The sequence below is a fragment of the Acidovorax sp. GBBC 1281 genome, from assembly GCF_028473645.1.
GTDB lineage: Bacteria > Pseudomonadota > Gammaproteobacteria > Burkholderiales > Burkholderiaceae_C > Paracidovorax.
On sequence record NZ_CP097269.1, the window covers coordinates 1018678 to 1032511 of the forward strand.

The following is a 13834-nucleotide window of genomic DNA, read 5'->3' on the forward strand; positions in this document are numbered from 1 at the left end:
TCCGCCATGAAAAACTTCGCCCTCATCGGCGCCGCCGGTTACATCGCGCCGCGCCACATGCGTGCCATCAAGGACACCGGCAACCATTTGGCAGTGGCTTACGACATCAACGACTCGGTCGGCATCATCGACAGCATTTCGCCGCAGAGCGACTTCTTTACCGAGTTCGAGCGGTTTGCGGAGCATGCGCACCAACTCAAGCGCGATCCAGCCACCGCACTCGATTACGTGTCCATCTGCTCGCCCAACTACTTGCACCATGCCCACATCGCCGCTGGCCTGCGCCTGGGGTGTGATGTCATCTGCGAAAAACCGCTCGTTCCCACGCCGCAATTGATGGACGAACTGGCGCGCATCGAACAGGAAACGGGCCGGCGGGTATTCAACATTCTCCAGTTGCGCCACCATGAAGCGATCCTGAAGTTGCGCGACAAAGTGGCTGCGGCACCCAAGGACACCAAGTTCGATGTCGAACTGACCTACATCACCTCGCGCGGCAAGTGGTACCTGGAGAGCTGGAAGGGCGACCCGCGCAAATCGTTCGGCGTGGCCACCAACATCGGGGTGCACTTCTTCGACATGCTGCACTTCATCTTCGGCAAGCTACAGGACAATCGCATTCACTTGAGCGAAGAAACCAAGGCGGCCGGCTATCTGGAATACGAGCGGGCCCGGGTGAGGTGGTTTCTGTCGATCGACGCGAATGATCTTCCGGACGAAGTCAAGGGCAAGAAGCCCACGTACCGGAACATCGATGTCAGCGGTGAGCAACTCGAGTTTTCCGAAGGCTTCACCGATCTGCACACCACCAGCTACCGCGAGATCCTGGCGGGCCGAGGGTACGGCTTGGCGGATGCGCGGCATTGCATCGAAACGGTGGACGTGATTCGCAGCGCGTCCATTGCGGCCGATACGGATGAGCGTGTGCATCCCTTCGTGCGCAGCAAGGGGTATTGAGAGCATGCAAGCTTCTGGTTTGAAGCCGCTTTCCCAGTTCGAATTGCTGGTCGGGGATGTGCGGGGCGCGCTCAAGCTTTGGCGCTTCTGGCTGCATCTGGGATTGGAAGACATCCTCAAGCAGTACCGCCGCTCGTTTCTCGGACCCGTGTGGATATCGATCAACACGGCTATTTTCATCGGCGCATTCGGCTTGATCGGATCGCAGGTCTTCAAGATAGATATCCAGACGTACCTGCCATTCTTCTGTGTCAGCCATGTTCTGTTTTTGTTTATCTCACAGTGCATTTCCGACAGTTGCCAGACGTTTATTGGCTCCAGCGCATTCCTGAAACAAACACCTTATCCCAAGACTGCATTCGGTTTGCGAGTCATATGGCGCAACCTGTTGATGATGGGGCACAACATTCCGATTGCCTTGATCGTTCTTCTGGCGTTTGGGCGCCTGGACGATGTGAGGCCCATCCCATTTTTGCTCGGGCTCGCATTCACGGTGTTGTGCGCGGTACTCGTTTCCTGCATCCTGGGTGCCCTGTGCGCGCGTTTTCGCGACATACCCATGATTGTCACGAGCTTGATGCAGATTGCGATGTTTCTCACGCCGGTCATGTGGCAGGCATCGCAACTCAGTGAGCGGGCCCAATTGATCGTGCACGTCAATCCTTTGGCTGCGTTTCTTGACTTGGTGAGGGCCCCCGTTTTAGGCGAATCCGTCAATCCCTACAGCTATCTGATGGCCGGTGCCACCTTTCTCGCATTGCTGTTGGCATTTTTCACCGTGTTTTTGCAGAGCCGTCGCAGGCTTGTGTATTGGCTCTGATCATGGCAAGCATCGAACTGGAGCGAGTCAATGTCGACTTCCCGCTGTTTTCATCACGCTCACGCGGATTGCTGAACACTCTGCTCGGCAAGGCCCAAGGGCACCGGGGACGAATCGAAGACATCGGGCATGGCGCAATCGCAGTGCGTGCACTGCGAGACATCACGCTGTCTCTCAAGGATGGGGATCGGATGGGCCTGATCGGCCGCAACGGGGCTGGCAAGTCCACCATGCTGCGGGTGCTGTCCAGCGTGTATGAACCCACCTCTGGCGTGATGAGGGCGGATGGCCACATCTCTTCCCTGATTGACCTGATGTTGGGCATGGATCCCGATGCCAGTGGCTACGAGTTCATTGCCACACGGTGCGTCGTGATGGGAATTGGCAGCAAAGAAGCCAAGGACCTGGTCCCCGATATAGAGGAGTTCACAGAACTGGGCGACTACCTGCATCTGCCCGTGCGCACGTACTCTTCCGGAATGATGCTTCGTCTCGCCTTCGCAGTGTCGACAGCCGTCGCGCCCGATATCTTGCTGATGGACGAGATGATTGGGGTGGGCGACGCGCAATTCATTGATAAGGCACGTATTCGGCTGGAAAACATGATGAGCAAGGTCAAGATCCTAGTACTTGCTTCACACAACGACTCGATCTTGAAAACGTTCTGCAATACAGGGATATGGCTCAACGAGGGCCAGATCCGCATGCAGGGAAGTATCGAAGACTGTCTGGCTGCCTATCACGGCAACTAGCTTCATTATTTTGGGCAGCATGAGCGAAAAATCCTATACCGCACACCCGACGTCGATCGTCGATGCAGGGGCGCAAATTGGCGCGGGGACCCGCATCTGGCACTGGGTGCATATCTCAGCGGGGGCGCGGATTGGCCTTTCTTGCTCTTTCGGGCAGAACGTCTATGTCGGCAATGACGTGATGATCGGCAACAACGTCAAGGTTCAGAACAATGTCAGTGTCTACGATGCGGTCACGCTGGAAGACGATGTTTTCTGCGGGCCCAGCGTTGTTTTCACCAATGTGTACAACCCTCGCAGCAGCGTCGTGCGTAAAAACGAGTACAGGCGAACCCAGGTTTGCAAGGGGGCCACGCTCGGTGCCAATGCAACCGTGGTATGCGGAACCACCATTGGTGCCCACGCATTCGTCGGCGCTGGTGCGGTGATCACACGCGACGTCAAGGCCTATGCACTGGTTGCAGGCGTGCCTGCTCGGCAAATCGGATGGATGAGCGAACACGGGGAGCGTCTCGATCTTCCCTTGACTGGAGACGCGCAAGCACATTGTCCGCAAACCGGTCATTTATATCGTTTGATCGATGGTGAGCTGCAGCGAGTTTGATCCCCACCATCGCATGGAGTTGTAATGGAATTCACCGATCTAAGAGCGCAATACCGTCGGCTCAAGTCTGATATCGACGTGCGCATTCAGAAAGTACTGGATCATGGCCAGTACATCCTGGGCCCGGAAGTGCATGAACTGGAAGAGCAATTGGCGACGTACACCGGAGCCAAATATTGCATTACGGTAGCCAATGGCACTGATGCGCTTCAAATTGCCCAGATGGCTCTGGGCATTGAGCCTGGAGACGAGGTAATCACCCCCGGTTTTACGTATATCGCCACTGCCGAGACGGTCGCGCTGCTTGGTGCGAAGCCCGTATATGTAGATGTGTCGCCGGATACATACAACCTGGATCCCTCATTACTCGAGGCCGCCATCACGCACCGTACGAAGGCCATCATTCCGGTCAGCCTGTATGGGCAATGCGCTGAATTTGATCGTATCAACGAGATAGCCGCCAAATATCGAATTCCTGTCATTGAGGACGCGGCTCAGAGTTTTGGTGCCACCTATAAAGGGCGCAAGAGTTGCAACCTCACCACTTTGGCTTGCGCCAGCTTTTTCCCCAGCAAACCTTTAGGCTGCTATGGAGATGGCGGAGCCATTTTCACTAGTGACGAGGAATTGGCTCGGGTCGTCCGTCAGATTTCGCGTCATGGACAGGATCGCCGCTATCACCACGTTCGCGTAGGTGTGAACAGCCGCCTCGATACATTGCAAGCGGCAGTGCTTCTGGGAAAGCTGGCGGTTTTCGATGAAGAGATTGCCAAGCGCCAAAAGATCGCGGATCAATATGCAAGCAAATTGCTGCCAATTCCTCAAATAGCTTGTCCATCCATCAAAAATGGCAACCTGAGCGCCTGGGCCCAATACACGATCCGGTCGAATCATCGCGATGACCTTCAGCAAGCACTGAAAAAATTAGACATACCCACCACGGTGCATTATCCGTTGCCTCTGAACAAGCAGCCTGCAGTGGAAGATGGCAGCAAGCAACTCCCCATTGGCGATCAGCTGGCCAATGAGGTTTTAAGTCTTCCCATGGGCCCTTACCTCAACGACTCGGATCAGTCCTTGGTAGCCCGGGCTATTCAGCAGTTTTATTTCGAAAACCCCTCTGCCTGATTTCGTCGTCGGGAGTCGCCTCGCATCTAAGCCTGTCGGCAGCCCCAATCAATTGTTAGAAAGAATGATCATGGACATCAAAAACAAACGCTTCGTCATCATCGGTGGTGGCGGCTTGATCGGATCCCATACCGTTGACCGGCTACTGAAAGAAGACGTAGCCGAAGTGGTGATCTACGATAACTTCGTACGCGGTCGAATAGAGAATTTAACGGAGTCGCTCAAAGATCCACGGGTAAAAATCTTTGAAGCTGGCGGCGATATTCTGCAGACAGATATATTGGATGCTGCTCTCAAGGGCGTCGACGGGGTTTTTCATCTGGCGGCGCTTTGGCTCCTTCAATGCCATGAATATCCCAGGACCGCATTCGAAACCAATGTTCGGGGAACTTTCAATGTAATGGACGCGTGTGTGAGGAATGGGGTGAAGCGCTTGGTGTATTCCTCTTCAGCTTCTGTCTATGGCGATGCGGTGCAGGAGCCCATGACGGAGGATCATCCATTCAATAACAAGAATTTCTATGGAGCCACCAAAATTGCAGGCGAGGCTTTTTTGCGGGCCTATCATCATCGCTACGGAATGGATTATGTGGGACTGCGATACATGAATGTTTACGGCCCCCGTCAAGATTATCATGGTGCCTATATTGCCGTGATCATGAAAATGCTCGATGCAATCGACAGCGGCAATAGCCCTACCATCATGGGCGATGGTTCCGAGGCGTTCGACTTTGTTGCCGTGGAAGACTGTGCGTTGGCTAACGTCTGCGCGATGAAGGCGAGCGCGACTGACGCTTTCTACAACGTCGGTACCGGCAAGCGGACGTCGTTGAAGGAGTTGGCAGAAAAGCTTCTGCGTATCACTGGCTCTACCAAAGAAATCACTTATGCACCCCGCAGTCAGGCCACGCTCGTGCGCAACCGCATTGGGAGTCCTGACAAGGCTCGCAAAGAAATTCAATTCAATGCAGAGATCGATCTCGACGAAGGCTTGCGCAAGCTGATCGATTGGCGTGCGTCACATAAAGCAGAGGTGGCTGCTCGTCGCGCTTCCGTCGGCCTCTGAGGTATCCAACGTGTGCGGCATCGCGGGTTATTTCAACACGGACCAATACCCAGCCTCGGCGGTGGTGATTAAACGCATGACCGATGCGATTGCGCACCGGGGACCAGATGGCGAAGGAAGTTATGTTCATGAAGCTTTGGCCTTAGGCCATCGACGTCTTGCCATTATCGACCTCTCGCCCGGGGGGCACCAACCCAAAGCCTCCGAAGATGGCCGTTACGTTATTACCTACAACGGGGAAATCTACAATTTCAAAGAAATCCGTATGGAACTGGAGAGCTTGGGCCGCCATTTCCATACCCATAGCGATACGGAAGTCCTGCTTTACGCATTTGTCGAATGGGGCGTGAAATGTTTCAGCCGCCTCAACGGCATGTTCGCGTTGGCAATTTGGGACAATGCTGAAAAGACTTTGACGCTCGCACGCGATCGCTATGGGGTCAAGCCGCTTTATTATCACAACTCTGGAAAGTCATTTGTTTTTGGGTCTGAAATCAAGGCAATTTTTGCACATGGAGTTGTTGATCCTAAGGTCGATTCCATCGGGTTGTTTGAATATCTGAGTTTTCAAAATTTCCTTGCTGATCGAACGATATTCAGTGGCATCAGTCTTTTTCCTGCTGGCACCTTTGCAACGGTGAAAAGCAGCAATACTGGATCTGCTGAAGCCAGGTTTACGCGGTACTGGGACTATGAATTCGTCGAGCCTGAATCTCCACGAAATTTGGAGGAATATGCAGAAGAGCTGGATCGCCTGTTCGTGCAGGCTGTCTCCCGGCAGCTGGTCAGTGACGTAGACATTGGATCTTATTTGAGTGGTGGCATGGACAGCGGGTCCATCACAGCAGTCGCCGCCCAGCAGATCCCATACATGAAAACGTTCACCTGCGGTTTCGATTTGAACTCGGCTTCAGGGATTGAACTGGGGTTTGATGAACGCCCGACGGCTGAATACATGTCATATCTCTTCAAAACCGAGCATTATGAAATGGTGCTCAAGGCGGGAGATATGGAGCGAGTCATGCCCAAGTTGGCGTGGCACATCGAAGAGCCGCGCGTAGGGCAAAGTTATCCGAATTATTATGCGGCGCAGTTGGCCAGCAAATTTGTCAAAGTTGTGCTGTCCGGTGCCGGTGGCGATGAACTCTTCGGTGGATATCCGTGGCGATATTATAGGGCGGTGGTTAATAATGACTTTGATCACTATATAGATAAATACCACGCTTTCTGGCAGCGTTTGATTCCCCAGGGAAGAATGTCCGCCGCGCTGGCTCCTGTGTGGGCAGAGGTTCAGCACATTGATTCGCGAGACTTGTTCAAGTCCGTCTTTCATCAGCGACCTCAAAACATTGGCCGACCGGAAGACTATATCAATCACTCCCTGTACTTTGAAGCCAGGACGTTCCTCCATGGTTTGCTGGTGGTTGAAGATAAATTGAGCATGGCCCATGGCATTGAAACGCGAGTTCCATTCCTGGACAATGATCTGGTGGATTTTTCCATGCAATTGCCAGCACGGATGAAGCTCGGAAATCTGGGTGAAGTCGTCAAGCTGAATGAAAATGAACCCGGAGCCAAGACCGCCAAATATTTTCAGAAAACCAAAGATGGGAAGCTGCTCTTACGCCAGGTGATGCAGCGCTTGTTGCCTCCTGTAATCACGGATCGCGAAAAGCAGGGCTTCTCTGCTCCAGATGCGAGCTGGTTCAAAGGTGAAAGTATTGATTATGTCAAGCGTACTTTACTCAGTCCTAATGCGTTGACCCATCAATACTTGAACCGTGACTATGTGAGTGAGATCGTCAGGCAGCACGGCAGCGGAGAAATGAATCACCGCTTACAGATCTGGTCACTGATCAGTCTGGAGTCAATGATCAGACAATTTATAAAAAATGAATAAGAGAATTTCTTCCGCGGGAAGATCCTATAAGGTATTGCATATTGGCAATATTGCTAATAATGCTTATCTTAACGCAAAATTGCTTCTCCAGCATGAGGTGGAATCAGATGTGATTTGTGCAGATTATTATCATATCATGGGTACGCCAGAATGGGAAGACGCGGTATTTGATTTTGAGGGAATCGATCACTTCAATCCTGATTGGGCCAGTCTGGATTTGCAAGGCTTTAAAAGGCCGAATTGGTTTCATTCAGGTGCCTTAGGTCAAATTCTGGCTGAGTTGGCTGGAGACGCTGCGGCTCCAGAGCAGAAGATGGGGCGCCTGTCGCGAATCATCGGGACAGCGCACAGCCACGCATTTGGGGGAACGCTTGAGCTTCTTTTGACGGATGCTTGGACGAAACTTTTCGGATCCAAACAGAAATCCTTGGTCAACCTGCTGACGAAGGTTTCGGTGCCGATCCTGCATGTCATGTGTCGCTTGCATTTTTATGCTGAATCTGCACTAAAAAAAAATGGTGGGGATCGATTCGCAAAAATACGCGTTACTTTGGATCAGATCAATAAACGTACCAAATGTGACCTGAGGCGCTCAGAGGCAGTCCCTTATTTTTTTCATCAAGCTTTGTGGGAACGGGTTTTTAAGAAATATGATGCAGTTATCGGATATTCCATAGACGGAATTTATCCGCTGATATGCAATAAAAAATACATTGCCTTTGAGCATGGAACGATCAGGAAGATTCCATTTGTTGATGATGCTCTGGGGCGAATTTGCAAAGCCGTTTATAAAGCTGCAGACAAAGTAATTATTACCAACTGCGACAACATCAAGGCCGCAAAGACGTTGCAGTTAAAAGACTATCGATTTATTCCTCACCCGATCAACGAGGAGGTTCAGAAGGTCCAGCTTCCGCCCAGTTGTACTGAGCGCCTTCACGGACAGGACTTCATCGTCTTTCATCCCGCTAGGCACCATTGGGACAGGCATCGTGATCCCAGTTGGGAAAAGGGAAACGATAAAATCATTGCAGGCTTCGCAAAGTTTAAAAAAACATCAAAGGTCAAAACTGTTTTGGTTCTTACGGAATGGGGATTGACGATAGATCAGAGCCGACGGCTTATCAAGAAATTGGGCATTGAAGATGCCGTGGTCTGGATACCAGTCTTACCCAATCAGCACATGATTGAGATGATCAGTCTGTCTCACGTTGTAGTGGATCAAATCGGTGTGGGTGCTTTCGGGAGCTTGGCCGCCAAATCGTTGATGTGTGGAAAGGCGACACTGTGTCATATCGACCCGGAGCCGCACAGGGCTTGCTTCGATGTCATTCCACCACTAATTAGCGTGGAGTCGCATGCTGATGTTGCCGCTTGTCTGCAACAACTCGCGAGTGATATTTCCTATCGCAATAGCGTTGAGAATGAATCTCGAGAATGGTATTTGCAGCATCATTCCAATAAATTGATCGCCGAGCGCCTCGTCGGGTTGATTAAAGAAATCGCCGCGTAACTTTGGACAAGAGTTATTCATTGACTGCAGAGGTGGTTATATTGCCATGACGTGCATGTCGATTCAAGATCTTTAGGTTGGCCGATGTATATTTTTCGTGGAGGAATGATTTCTCTCCTCAACTCGGTTTCTATCCTTGTATTGCCCTTGATTGCGGTGCTGAGGCTGCCATTGAAGTGGGCTCTGGGGCGAACGCCTATCAGTATTTGGACTGGTGCACCCATTCTAAATATGGCAATCAACTCCAACTCGGAGAGGTTGACAGGTGCCAGGTCTTATTCGGTGGTTGCCCATACCTATTTCATCACCAATAAATTCGATTTCGATCTTCAAAGGCTTCCTCTTGGGCGAATTTTTAATACGCAATATAGATATATTGCTTTTTGGATCATTTGTTTGATCGCTGATCGTGTTCATATTTATTTGGATGGGGGTATCTTGCCGAACGCGAAGATGCGATCCTTCAATAAACTGGAACTTTTCGCCTATAAATTGTTGTCAGTAGATGTTTTCGCGTGGACCTATGGTGGAGATTGCCGCACCCAGCGCATCACCCGTTCGCTGGGAGATCCGAACTGCTGTACAGACTGCACTGCTCAAAATTCAGCGTGTATCTGTGATGAGGGCTTGTTTAGACCTCGATATGATTATGCGCGAGATAAATGCGTGGCAGTTTTCTCAATGGGTGATATGATTGAGTACACTCCGGGAAGCGTCAATGCGCTATATTTCTGGCCACTGGATATTGGCGATGAAAAATATAAAAATATTCAGTCTGTTTCTGAATTGAATTCACCATTGGTGCGGATTGTCCACGCTCCCAACCATCGTATGTTCAAGGGCACGAGATTCATAGAGGCGGCTGTTTCGGAATTATCTGCCGAAGGACTGGCTGTAGAGCTCGTGCTGGTTGAGAGGGTTCCAAATCAGCAGGCCCTCAAGATCTACCAAACAGCGGATATTATTGTGGATCAAGTCATGGTGGGCTTTCATGGGTTTTTTGCTCTGGAGGCAATGGCCATGAGCAAGCCGGTCGTATGCTTCATTCGCGACCCGGAGCGCTATCTTATCGATGCAAAAAACTCTCCCATTATCAACGCCAATCCGGAGAACATCAAAGAGGTGCTCCGATCATGGGTGAATGCGAGTCGATCGGAACGTCTCGGCCGCGGCCTGCAGGGTCGCCATTTTATTGAGAAGCATTATTCTATGGACGCTTTTGCCAAACGTCTGGGCAAGGCATATACGGAGCTTGGAGTGTCTAAATGAGATATTGTGTCGTCGGGTCTGGTGGTTACATAGGCCGGTTTCTTTGCGAGTATTTGGTCAAGCAGGGGCACTCTGTCGACAAGGTCAGTTCCTCGCTGGCAGGGGGCATCGACCCAGCCACAGGACTGTTGTCCGGGTTGGATTTGGCACAGGTCGACGTCGTGGTGTATCTCGCTCAGTCGCCGTTCTATCGGCAGTTGCCTCAGCGGGCCCCCCATCTTTTAGCGGTCAATTGCGTCAGTGCAGTCCATGTCGCGATCGCTGCTCAGGCATCGAACGTTTCCAAGTTTATTTATGCATCGACAGGAAACGTCTACCAAGCATCTTTTGATGCATTCAAAGAGCATTCCACGCTGGACCGTGGAAACTGGTATTCGCTATCGAAAATAATGGGCGAGGAAGGTTTGCGCCTGGCCGCCGGTGGAATGGACCTGACGTGCCTCAGAATTTTCGGCGTGTACGGGCCCGGCCAAACAGACAAGCTAATCCCCAATCTCATAACGCGTGTGACACGGGGTGAAACCGTGACCGTCGATCGTCAGCCCTGCGCCGCGGAGGCCCAGCCTGAAGGGTTGAGAACCAATCCCATCTATATCGATGACACTGTGCGGGCCATCGAAATGGTGGCAGGGATGCGCGGTGTGCCGGTCATGAACTTTGCAGGCGATGAGGTGCTTTCGATTCGGCAGATGGTGGGAATCATTGGCGAAGTGGCTGGTACCTTGCCGCAGGTGGCCGTGAACGATCGTGAGCGGGCAGGAGATCTGATCGGGGACACGTCCCTGTTCCGCTCTCACTACACCTCTCCGCTGACCCCATTCAAAGAGGGCGTTCAAAAGGTGCTAGAAGCCTCGCAATGAGGGTTCTTCATCTTCCCACCTCTGTTGGCAACAATGCCTGGGCCCTTTCCAGGGGCGAACGGTCATTGGGCGTGCACAGCGATACTTTGGTGACTCAGACGTCCTATCTGGACTACCCTGCCGACTCGATCATCGATCTCAGCGGTTCCAGCACGGCATGGGGAAGGTGGTACCTCCTGCTCAAGGCGTTCCTGTCTGTGAGAGCGCGCTATGACGTATTTCACTTCAACTGGGGCTCGTCATTGTTCACGATGCGCGGAATCAATCTGCAGCACCTTGAGTTGCCTTTCTACCCTGACACAGCGGCCTTGTTTGCGACATACAACGGGTGCGATGCCCGTCAGAAATCGCCCACGCTGGCCAAGGGTGGCTTCAGCGCTTGTGAGCACTGCGTCGTCCGGGATTGCGGGCCAGCCCTCGACAGGAGCCGCGAGGCTGGAATCATCAAGATGGAACGCCATGCCCAGCACCTTTGGGCATTGAATCCCGACTTGCTCCCCTTCTTGCCGAGCCAGCGTTCTGGATTTCTTCCATATGCCGTGCCCATTGTGGAGAAGGCGAGGCCGTTGCGGAACGAGGCCAGGCGTCGCCTGCGTGTTGCGCACGCCCCTACCAACCGCGAAATCAAGGGCACCGCGTTTCTTCTGAAGGCCGTGGAGAAAATTAACAAGCGGCATCCCGACGCCATCGAACTTGTTTTGGTCGAGGGAAAATCGCATGCCGAGGCGCTTGAAATCTACGGTGCCGCGGATGTCGTCGTAGACCAATTGCTGATCGGCTGGTATGGAGCATTTGCAGTCGAGACGATGATGTTGGGAAAGCCTGTCGTCGTGCGGATAGATGAACGGGATGTACCTGCGGTGCCTGCACCGATGCGCGAAGAGCTTTTTCAAGCTGTCATTCAGGCAGATCCGAACACCATTGAAGAGGTTCTTGAAGGGTTACTGGATTCACCCGCAAAGTTAGCTGGACACGCAGAAGCCTGCTTTGAATATGCCCGCAGGTGGCATGACCCCGTTCATGTCGCTTCATTGACCGTGGCCAAGTACGAAGAAGCGTTGAAGGCGAAATAAGCATGTGCGGCATTCTTGGTTTGTATGGCGCTGGCCGTCTCGACAATGCTGAGGCCAGGCTCAAGCTGGGCCTTTCGACGTTGGGGCGCCGGGGCCCCGACGATCATGGATTGTCGAGCGTGTGGTTACCCGATGGCCAAATGCACCTCGGGCACACCCGTCTCAGTGTGATCGACCTGACCGATGCAGCCCACCAGCCCATGGCGAGCCGGGACGGGCGATTCTTGCTGGTCTTCAACGGAGAGATCTACAACTATCGCGAACTCCGTTCGGAACTGCAATCGCTGGGCCGGCATGTCCACTCGGCTTCCGACACCGAAGTGCTGTTGCAGGCTTGGGCCCAATGGGGCGAAGCCGCACTCGGCCGGTTTGTCGGCATGTTCGCGTTCGTCGTCTTCGATCGCGAAACGAATTTGCTCCATGGCGCCCGCGATGCCTTTGGCATCAAGCCGCTTTACTACCACCAGGATGATCGAAATTTCTGCTTCGCCTCCGAGATCCCGGCGGTCCAGGCATTGCGGTCGTTCGCCCCGGCGCTCGACTGGCAGGTGGCCTATGACTACCTGGCGCATGGTTCTTACGACACGGGCGAGCGCACCTTCTTTGCCGGAGTGCGTGCGCTGCCGCCCGGACACCGTTTCACGTACGACCTGGGATCCCAGCGTCTGGACCTGCAACGCTGGTGGGCACCCAAAATTGCACCCGCCCCGCGACTGACGATCGACGACGCGGCGCAGGCGCTTCGCGGCCATCTGTTGGACAGCGTGCGGCTTCATCTGCGCAGCGACGTACCCCTGGGGGCCGCGTTATCGGGTGGCCTGGATTCGTCCGCGATCGTGGGTTGCATGCGGCACCTTGAGCCCGAAGCGACCATCCATACGTTCAGCTTCATTGCAGCCGGGGACTCGGTTTCGGAAGAGCAATGGGTCGACCGCATGACTGCGCACGTTGGTGCGGTGTCGCACAAGCTGAGCATCACGCCGCAGGAGCTTGCCGCCGACCTGGACGACATGATCGCGACGCAGGGTGAGCCCTTCGGCAGCACCAGCATTTATGCCCAATACCGGGTGTTTCAGCTGGCACGGGAGCACGGGGTGACCGTGACGCTCGATGGACAAGGCGCGGATGAACTGTGCGGCGGTTATGTCGGCTACCCTGGGCCGCGCGTACGCAGTCTCCTGGACGAAGGGCAGTTGCTGGGTGCGGCTGCATTCTTGCGGGATTGGGGGCATTGGCCCGGCAGGGCGTCGCTGGACGGATTCAAGGCTGCGGTGGCGGAATACACCAGCGATTCCGCCTACCAAAGGTTGCGCCGCTTGAATGGAGCTAAGGCCTGCCCCCCTTGGCTCGACGGACAGGTACTGTCCGATGCAGGCGTGGTGCTGCGTTTCCCACGCGAACGGCCTCCCCAGACGGCGCCGGGACGCCGTTTGGTGGCAGAGTTGGCCCGTTCGCTGCATGGCGTCGGCCTGCCTGGGCTTTTGCGCCATGGCGATCGCAATTCCATGCGGTTCTCGGTGGAAAGCCGGGTCCCTTTCCTCACGACGGGGTTGGCCGATTTTCTGCTGACGCTGCCTGAGGAATACCTGGTGTCGCCCCAAGGTGAGACCAAGCATCTATTGCGCCGGGCGATGCGTGGCCTGGTGCCGCAGGAAGTGCTGGATCGCCGGGACAAGATCGGCTTCGCCACGCCCGAGCAAGCGTGGCTTTTGCAAATGGCACCACAGGTGCGGGAATGGTTGCGGTATCCGCTGGGTTTGCCGTTCTTTCGCCAGGACGAGGTGCTGAAGGCGTTCGATCAGGTCGTTGCCGGACAGCGTCCTTTCAGTTGGCAAGTGTGGCGCTGGATCAACTTCACGCGCTGGCATGCGCGGCATTTTGCTGGGTGAGTT

12 protein-coding genes are annotated in these 13834 nt (G+C 53.7%); all 12 read left to right on the forward strand.

The window, feature by feature from the left end:
- Positions 1-6: 6 nt before the first annotated feature.
- Entirely contained in the window at positions 7-957 is a 951-nt protein-coding gene (locus M5C96_RS04605) for a Gfo/Idh/MocA family oxidoreductase (RefSeq protein ID WP_272567484.1), read from the forward strand.
- Between the two features lie 4 nt (positions 958-961).
- Positions 962-1777: an ABC transporter permease gene (locus M5C96_RS04610; RefSeq protein WP_272567485.1), complete on the forward strand. Its 816-nt coding sequence runs from the start codon at positions 962-964 to the stop codon at positions 1775-1777.
- A gap of 2 nt (positions 1778-1779) precedes the next feature.
- Positions 1780-2529, forward strand: coding sequence for an ABC transporter ATP-binding protein (locus M5C96_RS04615; RefSeq protein WP_121454445.1), 750 nt, complete (start codon positions 1780-1782; stop codon positions 2527-2529).
- Between the two features lie 19 nt (positions 2530-2548).
- Positions 2549-3133, forward strand: a complete 585-nt coding sequence (locus M5C96_RS04620) for an acyltransferase (RefSeq protein ID WP_272567489.1) — start codon at positions 2549-2551, stop codon at positions 3131-3133.
- 24 nt (positions 3134-3157) lie between these two features.
- Positions 3158-4261 (forward strand): DegT/DnrJ/EryC1/StrS family aminotransferase, encoded by a 1104-nt coding sequence (locus tag M5C96_RS04625; RefSeq protein ID WP_272567491.1) that lies wholly within the window; start codon positions 3158-3160, stop codon positions 4259-4261.
- Positions 4262-4331: 70 nt separating this feature from the next.
- Complete coding sequence (locus M5C96_RS04630; RefSeq protein ID WP_272567493.1) at positions 4332-5327, forward strand: NAD-dependent epimerase/dehydratase family protein; 996 nt, start codon at positions 4332-4334, stop codon at positions 5325-5327.
- Positions 5328-5337: 10 nt separating this feature from the next.
- Positions 5338-7227: an asparagine synthase (glutamine-hydrolyzing) gene (gene asnB, locus M5C96_RS04635; RefSeq protein ID WP_272567495.1), complete on the forward strand. Its 1890-nt coding sequence runs from the start codon at positions 5338-5340 to the stop codon at positions 7225-7227.
- Positions 7220-8740: a glycosyltransferase gene (locus tag M5C96_RS04640; protein ID WP_272567497.1), complete on the forward strand. Its 1521-nt coding sequence runs from the start codon at positions 7220-7222 to the stop codon at positions 8738-8740. Before asnB (M5C96_RS04635) ends, M5C96_RS04640 begins: the two co-directional genes overlap by 8 nt.
- A 231-nt stretch (positions 8741-8971) precedes the next feature.
- A complete protein-coding gene (locus tag M5C96_RS04645; protein WP_272567500.1) occupies positions 8972-10009 on the forward strand; it encodes a glycosyltransferase in 1038 nt (345 codons plus the stop codon).
- Positions 10006-10869, forward strand: a complete 864-nt coding sequence (locus tag M5C96_RS04650; RefSeq protein ID WP_272567502.1) for an NAD-dependent epimerase/dehydratase family protein — start codon at positions 10006-10008, stop codon at positions 10867-10869. Before M5C96_RS04645 ends, M5C96_RS04650 begins: the two co-directional genes overlap by 4 nt.
- On the forward strand, positions 10866-11942 hold the full coding sequence (locus M5C96_RS04655) for a glycosyltransferase (RefSeq protein ID WP_272567505.1): 1077 nt from the start codon (positions 10866-10868) through the stop codon (positions 11940-11942). Before M5C96_RS04650 ends, M5C96_RS04655 begins: the two co-directional genes overlap by 4 nt.
- Positions 11943-11944: 2 nt before the next feature.
- Complete coding sequence (gene asnB, locus M5C96_RS04660; RefSeq protein ID WP_272567508.1) at positions 11945-13831, forward strand: asparagine synthase (glutamine-hydrolyzing); 1887 nt, start codon at positions 11945-11947, stop codon at positions 13829-13831.
- Positions 13832-13834: the final 3 nt, after the last annotated feature.